This window comes from Caballeronia sp. LZ019 (assembly GCF_031450825.1).
GTDB lineage: Bacteria > Pseudomonadota > Gammaproteobacteria > Burkholderiales > Burkholderiaceae > Caballeronia.
The window spans coordinates 1,375,852-1,391,976 of the sequence record NZ_JARTVZ010000005.1 but is presented as its reverse complement, the minus strand read 5'-3'; the positions used below and the strand labels follow the sequence as shown (position 1 = coordinate 1,391,976).

Here is a 16,125-nt window from a genome sequence, read left to right as displayed (position 1 = left end):
GGCGCGTGCGTGCGCGGGTTGTCTTCTGCTTTCGCTTTAGTGCTGCGTGTTCTGCGAGATCGCCGCGACCACTTCGGTCAGCAGGTCCGGATCGAGCGGCTTCTCGATCCAGCCCGTCGCGCCCGCGGCCCGCGCCGCGTCCTTGAACGGCTCGCCGTCTTCCGTCGTGAGCACGAGGATCGGCGTCGCCGTGTAAGCGGGATTCGCCCGCAATTCGACGATCAGATCGAGCCCGCTCTTCTTCGGCATGTGGTGGTCCGTGAGCACGAGATCGAAGCGCTCGGCGAGCGCCCATTCGAGTCCTTCGTTGCCGTCCGACGCCACGGTCACCTCGTAGCCCGCTGTCGTCAGCGTGGCGGAGAGGATTTGCCGCATGGCGGCGGAATCGTCGATTGCCAGAATGTTCTTGATCATGTGTGTGTCTCGCGGTCTTGCCCTGATGACGGCCAAAACGTGTGGAGTCTTGAGCGTTTTTTTGACGCGATAGCGCTTAATTCGCGAGCTTGCCGACAAGCGGCGCGGCGCCCGGTTTCGCCGGGGCGTTGTCGAATACCGCGCCGGGCGCGCCGTCGTCGCGCAGCATCGCGGCTTCGGACCGGTGATTGAGCACGATCACGCTGATGCGCCGGTTTTCGGGATCGAGCGGATTCTGCCTGTTGAGGTTCTGCGTCGATGCGAGGCCGAGCACGCGCAGCACTTTGGCTTCGTCCATGCCGCCCGCGATCAGCTCGCGCCGCGACGCGTTCGCGCGATCCGCCGACAATTCCCAGTTGCTGTAGCCCTTTTCGCCGCCCGCGTACTTCACGGCGTCGGTATGTCCCTGCACGACGATGCGGTTCGGCACGTCGTTCAGCGTGCGGCCGATTTCGCGCAGGATGTCGCGCATGTAGGGCTGCACCGTATCGCTGGAGAGTGCGAACATCGGGCGCTTCTGGGTATCGACGATTTCGATGCGCAAGCCCTGCTGCGTCGATTCGATGCGTATCTGCTGCTTGAACTGCTGCAGCGTCGGGTTCGCTTCGATCGCCGCCATCAGCTTCACCTGCAGATCGTGCAGGCGCACCTGTTCGCGCCGCTCGAGCTCGGTCGTCGCCTGCCTGAGCGCTTCGTCGTCCGGTTCGGCGCGCGGCGTGCGGCTGTCGGTCGTGCGCATGGTGCCCGCCTCCTGGCTGGACAGATCGCGCCCGCCGCCCTCGATGATGCTGTTGTCCATGCCGACAGTCTTGCCGCCGACCATCGCCGCCTTCAGCGGCATGTTGAAGTACTCGGCGATTCCTCGACGCTGCACCGGCGACGTGGACGACAGCAGCCACATCAGCAGGAAAAACGCCATCATCGCGGTCATGAAGTCGGCATAGGCGAGCTTCCACGCGCCGCCGTGATGCCCCTTCGCGCCACGGCCGACGACACGCTTGATGAAGATCGGGCGATCCTTTTCGCTGCTCATGATGTCGTCACTTCGCCTTCACGCGGCGCACGTGTTCTTCGAGTTCGGAGAACGACGGGCGCTCCGTCGAGAACAGCACCTTGCGGCCGAACTCGACTGCGATCGCGGGCGCGTAGCCGTTGAGGCTCGCGAGGATCGTCACCTTGATGCACTGGAACATCTTCGTCTGCTCGGCGACGCGCTGCTCCGCGATGTTCGCGAGCGGCGCGATGAAGCCGTACGACAGCAGGATGCCGAGGAACGTGCCGACGAGCGCCTGCGCGATCATCTCGCCGAGAATCGCGGGCGGCTGATCGGCGGACGCCATCGTGTGCACGACGCCCATCACGGCCGCGACGATGCCGAACGCGGGCATCGCATCGCCCACTTTCGAGAGCGCCTGCGCGGGTGCTTCGCCTTCGACGTGATGCGTTTCGATCTCCTCGTCCATCAGGCTCTCGATTTCGAACGCATTCATGTTGCCGCCGACCATCAGGCGCAGATAGTCCGTCATGAATTCGACGATGTGATGGTCCGCGAGAATCTTCGGGTACTGGCTGAAGATGGGGCTCTTGCCGGGATCGTCGATGTCGGCTTCGAGCGTGAGCGTGCCTTCCTTGCGCGCCTTGGCGAGCAGCACGTACAGCAGGCCCATCAGCTCCATGTACACGTCCTTGTTGTACTTGGAGCCCTTGAACAGCGTAGGAATGACGAGCAGCGTCGCCTTGATCGTCTTCATTCCGTTGCCGAGGATGAACGCGCCGACGCCGGCGCCCGCGATCATCAGGATTTCGACCGGCTGCACGAGCGCGCCGAGGTGGCCGCCTTCGAGCGCGTAACCGCCGAAAACGGACAGCAAGGTCACGAGCGTTCCAACAAAGATCAGCACGGGCAAGTCCTCGGGTTCTGATGCGGATGACCGGCGTGAGTGCGCGGTTAAGGATGTTTACGGCATGAGGGAAGAAAACTTTGAGGCGGGGGCGCCGCGAGGCGTGCGGCGCGATGGCGCGGCGGTGCGCGCGCCGTCTTGCTGTCGGCGCGGCGGTGCGTTCAGGCGATGTGCGCGACGGGAGCGTCGGCGGGTTGAGAAACGGCCGCCGCCTTTCCCTTGTCCGCGAGCGAAGAGAGCACCACGTGATCGTCGAACCGGAAGCGGCACAGCAGATGGCTCCACGACGCTACCTTCAGCGCCTGCGCCGGCGTCAGCGCCGACAGGACTTCGGCGACGCGCTCCGACAAGCCGAGGCGAAACATCGCCGCGACGCGATCTTCCTGCAGCAGCCGCTGCGCGAGCAGCAAGTACGACAGATTCACCTCGCGGATCTCCGCGAGCACGCCCGTATTGGTGGCCGTCATCCTCTTCCCCGAGTCGATTCGTGGCTGGTCAGGCCGGCGGGAAACGTTTGCTCGAATGCGTCAAAAAAACGGCGCATCCGGCCCCGCAATAATGTGTCGGCCGATTGTCGCCCGGCGCGGCTCACTCGCATATCGGACATACATACCGACCGGCTGACGGAATATCGCTCGCGATCGTGTAGGAAAAATTCGTACAGAAGCGTGATGCTTGCTGGTCGGCAGAGGGTTTATCGGCGGAAAACTAAGCGAACTTGAGGGCGTTATCCGGGAACAGAACGTGCTATGGAACGCCTCGCCGCGCTCCTTGCGTGTCGTCTGCATCCCGACCGCTTCGGGCCGGTGCAATTTCTCACTTCGTAACAGCCGTTGTTTCGCGCTGTAACAACGTTAAGCGATTGAAAAATGACGTGAAATGCCGCTCTCGATCCCGATAATGAACGTAAGGGATAACCCGGTCGAGAGCCGGAACCGATTTCGGGTGGTCTGAGCGGCGAACTTGCCGCAGCCGCGCCGCCCGTCCGAAAGGCATGCGTCCATCGTTCGACCGGCTTCATCGCATGTTCATACGAATGCTTTGCACAGGGCCGGAGTCACGCCGGAAACGCCACTCCGCCGCTGCCTTGCAAGGACCGCCGAGGCGTCGAACCGCCAGCCGCGGACCACACTGGAGAACCACGATATGCGAATCGCACAAATTGCACCGTTGCACGAAGCAGTCCCCCCGAAGTTCTACGGCGGCACTGAGCGCGTGGTGTCCTATCTGACGGATGCGCTCGTCAACCTCGGCCACGATGTAACCTTGTTTGCAAGCGGCGATTCGCAAACCCGTGCGACCCTCGAAGCGGCCTGGCCGCGTGCGCTGCGACTCGATCCGACCATCCGCGATCCGCTCGCGCCGCATATGCTGCTGCTGGAAACGGTCCGCCGCCGCGCGCATGAGTTCGACGTGCTGCACTTCCACCTCGACTACATGCCGTTCCCGCTGTTCTCGCAGATGGATACGCCGTTCGTCACGACGCTGCACGGCCGCCTCGATCTGCCCGAACTTCAGCCGATCTTCAACACGTTCACGAACGCGAACGTCATTTCCATCTCGGATAATCAGCGTGGCCCGCTGCCGCAGGCCAACTGGCTGAACACGGTTTACCACGGTCTGCCGGACGACCTGCTCACCCCGCAGCCGCACAAGAAGCCGGAATATCTCGCGTTCCTGGGCCGCATTTGCCCCGAAAAGCGCGCCGACCTCGCCATCAAGATCGCGGCGCAAAGCGGCCTGCCGCTGAAGATCGCGGCGAAGGTGGACAAGGTCGACCAGGACTATTTCAAGTCGACCATCGAGCCGCTGCTGTCGCAGGCGCACGTCGAGTTCATCGGCGAGATCAACGAGGCGCAGAAACCGGAGTTTCTGTCGGGCGCAAAGGCGCTGCTGTTCCCGATCGACTGGAACGAGCCGTTCGGCCTCGTGATGATCGAATCGATGGCTTGCGGCACGCCGGTGATCGCTTTCAATCGCGGGTCGGTGCCGGAAGTGATCGATCATGGCGTGACCGGCTTCATCTGCGAAGACGTGCAAGGCGCGGTGGGCGCGCTGCACCGGATCGACGAACTGTCGCGCACCGAGATTCGCGCGCAATTCGAACGCCGTTTCAGCGCGAAGACGATGGCGCAGAACTACGTCGACACCTACACGTCGATGCTGCAGGCCGCGAAGCGCCCGGTGTTGCGCCAGGTCGTGGGCTAAAGCCTTTCCGCTTTCGGCATCACTCTGGAATGCCGCCCGATTCGGGCGGCATTTTCTTTTTGTACCGACAAACCGCGCGCCCTGTGATCCGCGCAACGATCGACCATTTTTGACAGTTGGAGAAAAGAGCCGCGCTTAAACTGCGCTCCGCAGAAGCAGTCGGCTTTCTTGCGTTAAATCAACGATCTTCATCTTTCACAGGGCTGGATCATGCAATTGTCGAAGCGTCTCGGCGCTGAAGTTTTCGGTACTTTCTGGCTCGTGCTGGGCGGTTGCGGCAGCGCCGTTCTGGCTGCGGCCTTTCCTCATGTCGGCATCGGGCTGGCTGGCGTGTCGCTCGCCTTCGGCCTCACCGTGCTGACCATGGCCTACGCCATCGGCCACGTTTCCGGCTGTCACCTGAACCCGGCGGTCAGCATCGGCCTCACGGTCGCGGGCCGGTTTCCGGTGCGCGATCTCGCGCCGTACATCGTCGCGCAAGTCGTCGGCGCGACGCTCGGCGCGTTCGTGCTGAAGCTCATCGCGACGGGCGCGCCGGGCTTCGATCTGTTTGCAAGCGGCTTTGCGGCAAACGGCTTCGGCGAGCACTCGCCGGGTCATTACACGATGTTCGCGGCGCTCGTCTGCGAAGTCGTGATGACGTTCTTCTTCCTCTTCGTAATCCTCGGCGCCACCGACGACCGCGCCCCGAAAGGCTTTGCGCCGATCGCCATCGGCCTGTGCCTGACGCTCATCCACCTGATTTCGATTCCGGTCACGAATACGTCGGTGAACCCGGCGCGCTCGACGGGCCAGGCGTTCTTCGTCGGCGGCTGGGCATTGGATCAGCTCTGGCTGTTCTGGATTGCGCCGATCGTGGGCGCGGTTATCGCCGGCATTGTTTATCCGCTGCTGACTTCTGAATCCGAAGCGCGCAAGGTCGGTGCAGTCGCGCAGTAAGCTGCTTTAGCCATTCGACGAAACGGGCGCTTATGCGCCCGTTTCCTTTTGCGCGTGACTGTCGCGCACTTCGCATTAAAAGCGCGCGACAGATGTAATGGCGCATTACGCAATTCGCTTAATAACTTCACCGCAGACATTGCGCTTCATCGCCGAAGGCCCGCCAGACAAGGCGCTCGCGGCTTCACGATCGGCATCTGCGCCCTTACGCGCGGCTTGCACACGGTAACAAGTCGTCGAAGCGTGTAAGACAGCGGGCGCTTACATTGGACTCGTGCGACACACGTCGCCTTCCAGGAGAAACACCATGAAGCGCATCGTCATTCAAACGCTCGTTGCAACCGGCCTTGTCGCAGGCGCCATCGGGGCCGCTCAGGCGCATACGGATCTTCACGTCGGCGTGTCGCTCGGATCGCCGGTCTATGCGGCGCCCGCGCCGGTGTATGTGCGTCCCGCTGCGCCGGTGTATCGCTCGCCGGTGTGGCGACATGAGGAGCCGCGCTGGCGTGGCGACTACGGTCGCCACGGCCATGACAACGGGCGCTGGAACCGCGCGCGCTGGGATCATGGCCGGCCGGGCAACTGGGACCGCCGCGGCTGATCGCGCGAAGGTCCGGGCGAAGCGGCCGATTGCCGGCCGCTTCGCGAAGCATCACCGCGGCGAAGCGATTGCGTCGCGGATATCGAACAGCTTGCGCAGCTGATGCGCGACGCCCGCTTCGAAGTTGTTGCCGATGCGCGGCACCTTCGGCAAGCGCGCGATCAGGTCCGGATTCGCGTTGTTCATCATGAACGGATGCCCGGCTGTTTCGAGCAAGTCGATGTCGTTCATGTTGTCGCCGAACGCGACGCACTGCGCGGGATCGATATCCAGCCGCTCGAGCACGTAACGCAGTGCGCGGCCTTTGGATACATCCGACGTCATCACTTCGAGGCAGTCCGGCAGCGAGTACGTGACGTACAGGGAATCGCCGAACTCGCGCTTCAGATTCGCGGCGGTGTACGCGAGATCCGCCGGCTCGCCGATGTAGAGCACCTTCGCGATGTTCTCGCCGTCGTGCTCGCGCAGGTTCATCACCTCGTACTTGAAGCCGGAATCCTGATGGAAGACGAGCAGCTCCGGCGCGTGGCGGTCGATGAGCCAGGCGTCGTCGGCGAACAGGTTGACGATCACGCGTCCGTGCTCGCCCACGACATCCGGCTGCACCAGACGACGCACGAAAGCCGGCGCGAGATCGCGCGAGTAGATGTTTTCGTCGCCGGGTGCGTGCACGCGCGCGCCATTCGACGTGATCAGGTACGCGTCGACGCCGAGCAGGTCGCGTATACCGGCGACATCGCGATAATGCCGTCCCGTCGCGATGATGACCGGCACGCCGCGCGACGCGAGTGTGCGCAGCGTTTGTGCGGTGAAAGGATCGAGCTGGTGGTCGCTGTTGAGAAGCGTACCGTCGAGATCAGTTGCGATGACCGAATACATGGCTGCCCTGTTTGAGCGCGAAGCTGGCTATTTTATCGCGGCGCGGCCGCCTGTCCGCGCGACCGTGCCCGGCGACAACGATGCGCGCCGCGCCAGTTCCAGCGCGCCCGCGACGGAATCGGCGCGGGGCTTGCGCAGCCGTTCACGAACGAGCGCCGGCACGAAAGGTTCGTATGGCGCGGCCAGTCCGCCGCACAGCGCAACCGGCAGCGTGCCGGCCGGATCGAGCGCGGCGACGAGGAGTTCAATTTCGCGCCCCGCCTGTTCGAGCAATCGGGCAGCTGCCGGATGATGCCTGTACTCGAAGACGCTCGGCGCGAGCGTTGCATACGCCGTCTGATTCGACGCGCACAGCCAGACGACGAGACTGTCGCGATCCGTCGCGCCGGTCAGCGCGAGCAGCGCGCGGGACCAGTCGTCTGCGGGGGCGCGGCCGTCGAGCACCTGCTGCAGGTGGACGACCGCGCGCAGGCCGAGCCACGCGCCGCTGGCTTCGTCGCCGCTCGGAAAGCCGTAGCCTCCGGCGATATGGCAGACGCCGCCCTCGTCCAGCGACGCCGCGATGCTGCCCGTCCCGAGCGCCACGACAACGCCCGGCTCGCCCGCGTGCGCGCCGATGACGGTCGTGTACGCGTCGCTTTCCACGCTCAGCGCGTGCAACGGCGGCGCGATGTCGAGAAACGCCGCGAGCCATTGCGCGTTGTTGACGCCCGCGAGCCCGCAGCCCATCGAGCAGGCGCGCCAGTCGAAAGGCAGCGCGGCGGCTTCGAACGCGCGCTCGCAGGCATCGCCGATGGCGTGCCACGCCCGTTCGACGCCCAACCCGAGCCCCGACGGGCCGCCGCTCGCACGGGCCAGTTCGACGCCGTTTGCATCGGCGAGGATCACGCGCGTGCCGCTTCCGCCGCCGTCGATGCCGAGCAGAAATCCATTGAATTGCGAAGTCAGTGTGTTCATGGGCGCAAGCATAACGGCGCGAATGCGGCGCGCCAATTAGCCGAATGGCAAAGGGCATGCGGCAACGGCGTTCGGCTATGCTGGCGCAGTCAAAAAACGAGGATTCCCAAATGACCGACACCGAACCGATCCGCTGCGCCTGGGCCATGACGCCGGCCATGGCGCACTACCACGACACCGAATGGGGCGTGCCTTCGCGCGACGACCGCCACCTCTTCGAAATGCTCGTGCTGGAGGGCGCTCAGGCCGGCCTTTCTTGGTCGACCATTCTTAATAAGCGCGACGGCTATCGCGCGCTGTTCGCGGATTTCGACATCGACACGGTCGCGCGCTTCACCGATGCCGACGTCGAGCGGATCGTCGGCGACGCGCGGATCGTTCGGAATCGCGCGAAGATCCAGTCCGCCGTGCTCAATGCTCGCGCGGTGCAGCGTATCCAGGCCGAACACGGCTCATTCGCGGCGTTCGTGTGGTCGTTCGTCGATGGCGAAACGATCGATACCCCGCGCGACGCCAGCAACCCGACGCCCGCATCGACGCCGGAATCCGACGCCATGAGCCGCGCGCTGAAGCAATACGGCTGCAAGTTCGTCGGCACGACCATTTGCTACGCCTTCATGCAGGCAACCGGCATGGTCAACGACCACGCCGCCGACTGCGTGTCGCGTGCGAAAGCTAGGACAAAGCGCAAAGCGGCCGCCGGGGCGGGACATTAGGCCGCGTCCGATCCTACAAATTTTTGCTTTTTGGCAACATGCGAGACGCTAAAACGCGTCGTGAGGGAAAGTCCTGATAGCACGTGTTTTATTGCACTGAAGCAAGGCGAGACCCGCGCGCAGTCAGGCGCCTCGTCTGCTTCTGCGGCGCTGCACGATCGTGCGCGTCGTGTAAAAATGGCGTCCTCGCGTGCGTTGCCGCACCTTTTTACCGAGCCGAACCGTTATAACTGACGGTGTGCGGATCGTTCACTGAGTGGAGAGATCCGCCGCGAGTACAGGACGCTCGAAGTGGTCGTTAGTGTCCAAGGCCGGGAAAACCATCGTGCTCGAAGCAGTAGCCGGACGGCAATGTCGCCGCCCGGACACCGCAGGTGCAGGTTGCTCGAAACTCAACGCATGGCCGCTGCGCAGGGGCGCAGGGGAGAAAGATCATGAAAAGCCTGAACTTCCTGACGCATCAGGAGATTTTCAACAACGCGGTACAGCATCTTTTCGCGCAGGGGCAGGCCGCTTTGCTGCCTCGCGGCGGCGGCGCTTATCGCGGATACTGCGGCGGCTGCCCGATAGGCACGTACATCAAGCCGCGCGATTACGTCACGGCGATGGAAGGCGTGCCCATCCGCTACCTTGCAAAACCGCCCGAAGCGGTGCCGGCCTACATGGATGCCGGCGTCGCGGCGCTCAAGCGTGCGCTGCTGCGCGCGCGCATCAACGTCTTCGATCCCAATACCGTCGAACTGCTTTCTTGCCTGCAGAACGTGCACGACGTTTTCGGCAAATGGGAATGGCGCGAGCGCCTCACGTCGATCGCGCGGCAATTCGGTCTGTCGGCCGAGCTCCTGAAAACGGCTGCATAAGCGCACGGGTGCCGTATGTTGAGCCCTATCCGGATGCTGAGCCCGCAAGACATCTACGAACGCGTCACTGCTCATCTGCTCGCGCAACGCGCGGTCTCGGAAGATGACAACGGCTCCTGCCGTCTGCGCAGTCCGCACGGCCACAAGTGTGCGATCGGCTCGCTAGTCCGCGACGACGTCTATGAGGCCGAACTCGAAGGCGTCGGCATTTCGTACTATCGGCATGCGCGGGACGGCAAGCTGCTGCGCGCGCTCTATGCGTCGAATGTGAATGCGTACGATCCCAACGTCATCGATCTGCTGATCGAACTGGAGCAGGTCCACGACGACGCGAGCGTCGAGGAATGGCCGCATCTGCTGGCGGCGCTGGGCAGGCGGCACGCGTTCGTCTGACGCGCTGCCGGCAGCGAATAACGCCGCAAAAACGAAACGGCGGTGCGCCCTCTCGGGTCGCACCGCCGTTTTGCCGTTCCGGTCAGGGTTTCAGCCCGGCCCCGGCGATGACGCTTTAGTGCATCTTCTTCGGCAGCATCTGGCTACGCAGGCGCTTGCGCAGACGCGAAACAGCCGCGGCCTTCTTGCGCTTGCGTGCGGTGGTCGGCTTTTCGTAGGACTGGCGCTCGCGCAGTTCCGCGATCAGGCCGTTCTTTTCGATCGTACGGCGAAAGCGACGAATCGCGACATCGAACGGCTCGTTTTCTTTGAGGACGATAGTGGTCATGTGAATCCTGTTTGCTAAACGTATTTTCAAGTGCGCAACGGAAAAACCGCCGCGCGCCGGCACTCCGATCGTCCGCCGGACATGACGCACCTCGAAGGCGCGACGGGCGGACACGAGCAAAGCGGCCACGGAGGCCGGAAAAGAGAGAGTTGAGATTCAGCCGCGAGAGCGGCATGCGTGTTCGCGGAAGCTACCTGAACGCGCATTTCTGAGCCGTTCGCCGCCAGCTTTTGACGTTGTCATATTCAGCGGCGAAGGCAAAAATCGGGCACATTTCTCGATTCGGGCGCGATGTTACCAGAACACCGCGCCCCTGCCAACTCTTCGAAGCACGCCAAGCCTTTGATGCAACAGATTTATTTCTGCCAGGCGCTGGCTTCGTCAAGGGTTTTAAGGTCTTCCGCCGAGAGCAGCAGCTGCGTCGCGGCGGCGAGACTCTCCAGTTGGGTGACCGACGTCGCGCTGGCAATCGGCGCGGTCACGCTCGGCCGCGCGATGATCCACGCAAGCGCGACAGTCGCGGGCGTCGTGCTGTTGCGCGTGGCCACTTCGACGAGCGCATCGACGATATTCAGCCCACGATCGTTCAAATACTTCTCGACGCGCGAGCCGCGCGCCGCCTGTGTCGTATCTTCCTTCGACCGGTATTTGCCCGACAGGAAGCCGCTCGCCAGGCTGAAATACGTGACGACCGCAATCTTGTGTTTTTCCGCGACCGGTTCGAGATCGGTTTCATAGCCTTCGCGGTCGTACAGGTTGTACTCCGGCTGAAGAATCTGATAGGCGGGCAATCCTGATTCCTTCGAGACCCGCAACGCCTCTTCCAGCCGCTCGCCCGTGTAGTTCGACGCGCCGATCACGCGCACCTTCCCCGCCTTGACGAGCTTCTGATACGCGTCGAGCGTCTCGTCGAGCGGCGTCTTGTCGTCGTCGAGATGGGAGAAGTAGACGTCGATGTAATCGGTCTTGAGGCGGCGCAGCGAATCGTCGACGGCCGCCGCGATGTTCGCCGCCGAGAGCCCCGCACGCGTGCCGAGCATGCCGACCTTGGTGGCGAGCACGATCTTGTGGCGCTTGCCGCTTTCCCTGAACCACTTGCCGATGATCGCTTCGGACTCGCCGCCCTGATGCCCGTCAACCCATGCGGAATAGACGTCCGCCGTATCGACGAAGTTGAGGCCGTGATCGACGAAGGCATCGAGGATGGAGAACGACGTGCGCTCGTCGGCCGTCCAGCCGAAGACGTTGCCGCCGAATACGAGCGGCGCGACTTTGATATCCGATGTGCCGATGCTGCGCGTTTGCATGGGTCCTCTCTCCGTTGGAAAAGTGCGTCAGCCGATGATACATGCGGCCCTCGCCGCCTGCAGGCATGCGCCGTCAGCCGGCAAACGTAAAACTAAAACGAAAACTGAGGGGAAAAGCGGCCCCTTTTCGAGACTTTCGTTTGCGGGGCTTCACCTAACATCGCTTCAGTCCAGAAAAGTCTTCCGAAGCCCGAACGCCCTTGCACATGAGCAATTTGCTGATTTATTCGATGGCCGAGTTCGCGCCGATCACCGTTCCACTCCTCGATATCTGCGCGCCTCGCAAGATCGCGGAAATCGGGCTCGAATTCGGCGGCAACACCCGCATTCTGTCCGACTGGGCCGAAGCCCACGACGCCACGCTCACCTGCATCGATCCGACGCCGCGCCCGGAAGCGACCGCGTGGATCGAAAGCACGAGGCATATCGAGTTGCAGCGCGCGACGAGCCATGACGCGATCCCGCGCATCGCCGATGTCGACGCATGGTTCATCGACGGCGATCACAACTGGTACACGGTCTTCAACGAATTGCGGCTGATCGAAGAACGCTCGCACGCCGACGGCAAGCCGGTGCTCGCTTTCATGCACGACGTCTGCTGGCCCGCCGGCCGTCGCGATCAGTACTACAACCCCGCCGCGATCCCCGCCGAGTTCCGCCAGCCGTATAGCTATGGCAACGGCGTGACGCTCGGCAATCCGGGCAAGGTGCGTGGCGGCTTCGGCTCGCCGGAAGGATCGTTCGCTTATGCCGACCACGAAGGCGGCCCGCGCAATGGCGTCTTGACCGCGCTCGAAGATTTCATCGCGCAGTCGGATACCGACTATGTGTATGCGGTGATTCCGCTCGTGTTCGGCCTCGCCGTGCTGATCGAGCGCACGCATCCGTGCATCGAGGCAATCGCGCAGATTCTCGCGCCGTATCACAACAACCCGCTGCTGGCGCGCGTCGAAGAGAACCGCCTCGCGAACTATCTCACCGTGATCGCCGCGCACGCGCGCTGATCCGTCCACCATTCCAACGCCCGCACGCGTCAGAGGAGCATCCTGAACATGACCGACCGCAACATACCGGCCGCAGACCTGATGGCGGCCTGGTCCGCCAAACTCGACGGCCGCAAGGTCGCCACTTTCGACTGTTTCGACACCATCTTCTGGCGCGGCGTGGCCGAGCCGATCGATGTGTACTACGCGCTCGCCGAAGACCCGCTGTTCGTCGCGCATCGCATCGGCGCTCGTGTGCGCACGCAGGCCGAAGCCACTGCGCGCACGAACCGCTCGTTCAGGAACGGCACGTTCGAAGCATCGCTCGAAGAAATCTATGCGGTGTGCGCGCCGCACGCGGACGAGTCCACCGTTCGCGAACTGGCCGAGCGCGAAGTTCAGAAGGAGATCGAAATCGGCTTCGCTTTCGAGCCGGTGCTCGCGCTGATGCGCGAAGCGAAGGCGCGCGGTCTTGCCGTCGCGATCGTCAGCGATACTTACTATAGCGAGGCGCAACTGCGCCGCATCCTGTTCGCGACCGCGCCTGAACTCGAAACGCTGCTCGACCACGTCTTCTGCTCTTCCGAATTCGGCTTCGGCAAGTCGAACGGGCTGTGGCCGAAGATCATGGCGAAGCTGGGCGTGAGCGCCGCGGACATCCTGCATACGGGCGACAACCCGGTCGCCGACTATGCCGCGCCGATGTCGCTCGGCATCGGCTGCGTGCATCTCTTACAACGCGACGAAGATACGTCGAAGGCCGAGCGTCAGCGCCTCATCGCAGCGCGCCTGCTGTTTCCGGCCATCCGCTCGACGCAGGCGGCCCCGAGCCTCTATCACGGCCTGAAGGCGCAGCAACTCACGCGCAGGCAGGACCCGAACGAGCGCGTCGGCTACTGGGCGCTGGGCCCGATCGTCTACAGCTTCGCGCGCTTCATCCTCGACGAGCGCCGCACGCTGAACGCGACCGGCAAGCCGCACAAGTTCGCATTCCTCATGCGCGACGGCCATTTGCTGCGGCTTGCGTGCGAGGTCATGTCGAACGAAGCCATGAGCGATCCGGTCTATCTGAGCCGCTTCACCGCCGTGGCCGTCTCGTTCGATAGCGGCGAGAGCATCCAGCGCTACGCAGGCAAGCACGCGGCATCGCATCCGCTCTATGTCATCTGCGATCAGATGCTGATGCCGCCCGAGCTCAAGAAGAAAGTGCTCGCACGCGCAATGAAGGCGAAGGACCCGGCGCACGAGTTCCGCAGGCTGCTTGCCGAGCGCGCGACGCAAAAGACCATCGTGAGCCAGTCCAACGCGCTGCGCGCACGGCTTTTCCGCCACCTGCAGCGCACCGTCGGCCTGGAACGCGGTGACACGCTGGTGCTCGCGGACCTCGGCTATTACGGGACGATTCAGCACGCCATCCGCGATGTCTTCAAGCGCCATTACGACGTGGATGTCATCGGCCGATACTTCGCCTCGCTCGATTCGCCGGGATCCCATCTCGACCGCCGTGCGCTGATCGATGCAAGCTGGACCGAGGAGAACGTCGTTGAAACGCTTATCGCGCATATTGGCGATTTCGAGCAGATGTGCGCGATCAGTTGCGGCAGCGTGATCGCCTACGAACAGGACGGCACGCCGATTCTCGCCGACGTCAAGAAAGGCAGCATGCAGCTCGAAACGACGCACGCGATCCAGCAAGCGTGTCTGCAGTTCATTCGCGATGTCGAGGCGACGCCCGCCATTCATTTGCCGGCGCTCACGCCCGAACGGCTGCGCGTGGTCGCGGCTATCGAACTGGCGCGGCTCGTCTATCTGCCCGAGCACGAGGAAATCGAGCGCAGCGCGAGATCGCTCTTCGAGCTGAACGTCGGCACCGATATCGCGTTCGATGTAGCCAACGTCGACGCGGGCATCAAGGGCCTGCGCCAGCGCGGCCCGTTCTATATGCGCAGCATCGGCAAGGGCTTCCGGACCGGGTATCCGTCGGAGATGCGTTACGCGGGCATCGACCAGGCGATCTTCCTGATGTCGATTCGCCGTCACCGCCTCGACTTCACGGTTGACGATACCTCGTACCGGCGCATCGATGTCCCCGCGCTGTTCGTGCGCGGCAACGAAAGCGCGACGCAGAGCGTCTCGGCGCGCGCGACTTACGACGGCTTCTATTCGGTCGTCCTGCCGCGTTCGCAATTCGACACCGCGTTGATGATCGGCCGCGAGCTGAGCTGGATGCAGCTCGAATCGGCGACGACATTCTCCGCCGAGTATCTGGATTCGAGTTCCGAATTCGATCGCCAGCGCGCTTTGGAAGCCGGCACCGAGATCATTCTCGACGGCATGGAAGAACGTGAACCGGGCATTTATCAGGTTTCACCGAACGGACTTATTTATCTGCCGGCGGCAAAGGAACAATCTCAGCAAGTGGTACGGCTGATTTTCCGTCCGCTTGCTAAAGCCGCCGCCACGCAAATGGCTCACGCTTCGTAGTTTTTATTCGTCGACCGCAGTCGGGAAAGCCGTCGCAAGAAGGCCAAAAGCCTTGTCGCGCAAGCCTTCCCGGCCGATCGAAAAGACCCGGTGCATAAGCCCTAAAGTTTTTTTCGGGCAGCCCGATAACCTAAGGTAAGGCGGTCAGCGTAAGTTCCAAAACAGCGCGACGCCGTAACTGATGTAGGCGTTAAAGACGCCATACTTTAAAGAGGGAAAACAAGCCATGTTGAACATCAATACCAACACGCTGTCGCAAGCTACGCAAAAGAACCTGGCTGGTTCGCAAAGCGCCCTGTCGTCGGCAATCAACCGCCTTTCGTCGGGCAAGCGCATCAACAGCGCGGCTGACGATGCAGCAGGTCTCGCGATTTCGACGAACATGACGTCGTACGTCAACGCGCTGAACCAGGGCGTGTCGAACGCAAACAACGCAATCTCGATGATCCAGACGGCATCGGGCGGCCTCAGCTCCACGACGGACAACCTGCAACGTATCCGCCAGCTCGCCGTTCAGGCTGCTGACGGCTCGCTGTCCGACACGCAGCGCGGCTACCTCCAGACGGAAGTGAGCCAGCGTCTCGGCGAACTGGATCGCGTCGCGAACCAGACCACGTTCAACGGCCAGGCCATGCTGTCGGGTTCGGTTTCGTCGGTGTCGTTCCAGATCGGCGCAGTGGCGAACCAGACGCTGAGCGTCGACTTCGGCAGCGTTTCGATGGGCTCGACCGGCCTGTTCGGTTCGGTGAGCGTGGACATCTCGACGGCAAGCGGCGCGCAAAACGTGATCGGCTATGTCGACACCGCGCTCGACACGGTCAACACGCTGCAATCGACGCTCGGCGCTGAGCAGAACCGCTTCACGTCGGCTGTCTCCAGCCTGCAATCGCAGTCGACCAACCTGAGCTCGGCACAATCGGCGATCACCGACGCAGACTTCGCACAAGAAACCGCGAACCTGTCGAAGGCGCAAGTGCTGCAGCAAGCCGGTATCTCGGTTCTGGCGCAAGCGAACTCGATGCCGCAGCAAGTGCTGAAGCTCCTCGGCTAAAGCACCTTCACTCACCCCGCTGCGTTCTGGCGGGGTTCAGTGCGCGACTGGGAGGCTTGCCTCCCAGCTTTCGTTAGCGGCGCGCAAAGACGTACCCCGCGCCG

Annotated in this window: 17 protein-coding genes; 9 read left to right on the top strand and 8 right to left on the bottom strand. The window is 63.0% G+C overall.

Annotation, left to right across the window (positions count from 1 at the left end; translation table 11 throughout):
• Positions 1 to 36: 36 nt before the first annotated feature.
• From P9255_RS19970 to flhD, 4 genes are all read right to left on the bottom strand, one after another.
• Positions 37 to 414 carry a response regulator gene (locus P9255_RS19970; RefSeq protein WP_309763538.1) on the bottom strand — a complete coding sequence of 126 codons (378 nt, stop codon included), beginning with the start codon at positions 412 to 414 and terminating at the stop codon, positions 37 to 39.
• A 76-nt stretch (positions 415 to 490) separates the two neighbouring features.
• The gene (gene motB, locus P9255_RS19965) at positions 491 to 1,447 is read right to left on the bottom strand and encodes a flagellar motor protein MotB (RefSeq protein WP_309763539.1); all 957 of its coding nucleotides are present in this window, start codon (positions 1,445 to 1,447) and stop codon (positions 491 to 493) included.
• 7 nt (positions 1,448 to 1,454) lie between these two features.
• Positions 1,455 to 2,315 (bottom strand): flagellar motor stator protein MotA, encoded by an 861-nt coding sequence (gene motA / locus P9255_RS19960; protein ID WP_309763540.1) that lies wholly within the window; start codon positions 2,313 to 2,315, stop codon positions 1,455 to 1,457.
• A gap of 161 nt (positions 2,316 to 2,476) precedes the next feature.
• Positions 2,477 to 2,782: a flagellar transcriptional regulator FlhD gene (flhD, locus tag P9255_RS19955; RefSeq protein ID WP_309790320.1), complete on the bottom strand. Its 306-nt coding sequence runs from the start codon at positions 2,780 to 2,782 to the stop codon at positions 2,477 to 2,479.
• A gap of 679 nt (positions 2,783 to 3,461) precedes the next feature.
• Between flhD and P9255_RS19950 the strand changes: the two genes are divergently transcribed.
• The 3 genes from P9255_RS19950 (at position 3,462) to P9255_RS19940 (ending at position 6,063) form a co-directional block, all read left to right on the top strand.
• On the top strand, positions 3,462 to 4,523 hold the full coding sequence (locus P9255_RS19950) for a glycosyltransferase family 4 protein (protein ID WP_309790319.1): 1,062 nt from the start codon (positions 3,462 to 3,464) through the stop codon (positions 4,521 to 4,523).
• Between the two features lie 210 nt (positions 4,524 to 4,733).
• Entirely contained in the window at positions 4,734 to 5,462 is a 729-nt protein-coding gene (aqpZ, locus tag P9255_RS19945; RefSeq protein WP_309763543.1) for an aquaporin Z, read from the top strand.
• A gap of 307 nt (positions 5,463 to 5,769) precedes the next feature.
• Positions 5,770 to 6,063: a PXPV repeat protein gene (locus tag P9255_RS19940; RefSeq protein ID WP_309763544.1), complete on the top strand. Its 294-nt coding sequence runs from the start codon at positions 5,770 to 5,772 to the stop codon at positions 6,061 to 6,063.
• Positions 6,064 to 6,114: 51 nt separating this feature from the next.
• On the opposite strand, the gene P9255_RS19935 is transcribed toward P9255_RS19940, so the two are convergent.
• On the bottom strand, positions 6,115 to 6,942 hold the full coding sequence (locus P9255_RS19935; RefSeq protein WP_309763545.1) for a Cof-type HAD-IIB family hydrolase: 828 nt from the start codon (positions 6,940 to 6,942) through the stop codon (positions 6,115 to 6,117).
• A gap of 27 nt (positions 6,943 to 6,969) precedes the next feature.
• A complete protein-coding gene (locus P9255_RS19930) occupies positions 6,970 to 7,899 on the bottom strand; it encodes a BadF/BadG/BcrA/BcrD ATPase family protein (RefSeq protein ID WP_309763546.1) in 930 nt (309 codons plus the stop codon).
• Positions 7,900 to 8,009: 110 nt separating this feature from the next.
• Between P9255_RS19930 and P9255_RS19925 the strand changes: the two genes are divergently transcribed.
• The 3 genes from P9255_RS19925 (at position 8,010) to P9255_RS19915 (ending at position 9,868) form a co-directional block, all read left to right on the top strand.
• Entirely contained in the window at positions 8,010 to 8,615 is a 606-nt protein-coding gene (locus tag P9255_RS19925; RefSeq protein WP_309763547.1) for a DNA-3-methyladenine glycosylase I, read from the top strand.
• A gap of 434 nt (positions 8,616 to 9,049) precedes the next feature.
• Complete coding sequence (locus P9255_RS19920) at positions 9,050 to 9,475, top strand: hypothetical protein (protein WP_309763548.1); 426 nt, start codon at positions 9,050 to 9,052, stop codon at positions 9,473 to 9,475.
• Between the two features lie 33 nt (positions 9,476 to 9,508).
• Positions 9,509 to 9,868 (top strand): hypothetical protein, encoded by a 360-nt coding sequence (locus P9255_RS19915; protein ID WP_309790318.1) that lies wholly within the window; start codon positions 9,509 to 9,511, stop codon positions 9,866 to 9,868.
• Between the two features lie 115 nt (positions 9,869 to 9,983).
• Here P9255_RS19915 and rpsU read toward each other — a convergent pair whose 3' ends face one another.
• Positions 9,984 to 10,196 (bottom strand): 30S ribosomal protein S21, encoded by a 213-nt coding sequence (gene rpsU, locus P9255_RS19910; RefSeq protein ID WP_035942296.1) that lies wholly within the window; start codon positions 10,194 to 10,196, stop codon positions 9,984 to 9,986.
• 356 nt (positions 10,197 to 10,552) lie between these two features.
• Entirely contained in the window at positions 10,553 to 11,503 is a 951-nt protein-coding gene (locus tag P9255_RS19905; protein ID WP_309763550.1) for an aldo/keto reductase, read from the bottom strand.
• A 206-nt stretch (positions 11,504 to 11,709) separates the two neighbouring features.
• Here P9255_RS19905 and P9255_RS19900 point away from each other — a divergent pair, with 206 nt between their 5' ends.
• From P9255_RS19900 to P9255_RS19890, 3 genes are all read left to right on the top strand, one after another.
• Positions 11,710 to 12,507 (top strand): class I SAM-dependent methyltransferase, encoded by a 798-nt coding sequence (locus P9255_RS19900; protein ID WP_309763551.1) that lies wholly within the window; start codon positions 11,710 to 11,712, stop codon positions 12,505 to 12,507.
• A gap of 48 nt (positions 12,508 to 12,555) precedes the next feature.
• Positions 12,556 to 14,970 (top strand): HAD family hydrolase, encoded by a 2,415-nt coding sequence (locus P9255_RS19895; RefSeq protein WP_309790317.1) that lies wholly within the window; start codon positions 12,556 to 12,558, stop codon positions 14,968 to 14,970.
• A gap of 226 nt (positions 14,971 to 15,196) precedes the next feature.
• Positions 15,197 to 16,021 carry a flagellin domain-containing protein gene (locus P9255_RS19890; protein WP_309763553.1) on the top strand — a complete coding sequence of 275 codons (825 nt, stop codon included), beginning with the start codon at positions 15,197 to 15,199 and terminating at the stop codon, positions 16,019 to 16,021.
• The last annotated feature ends 104 nt before the right edge of the window (positions 16,022 to 16,125 follow it).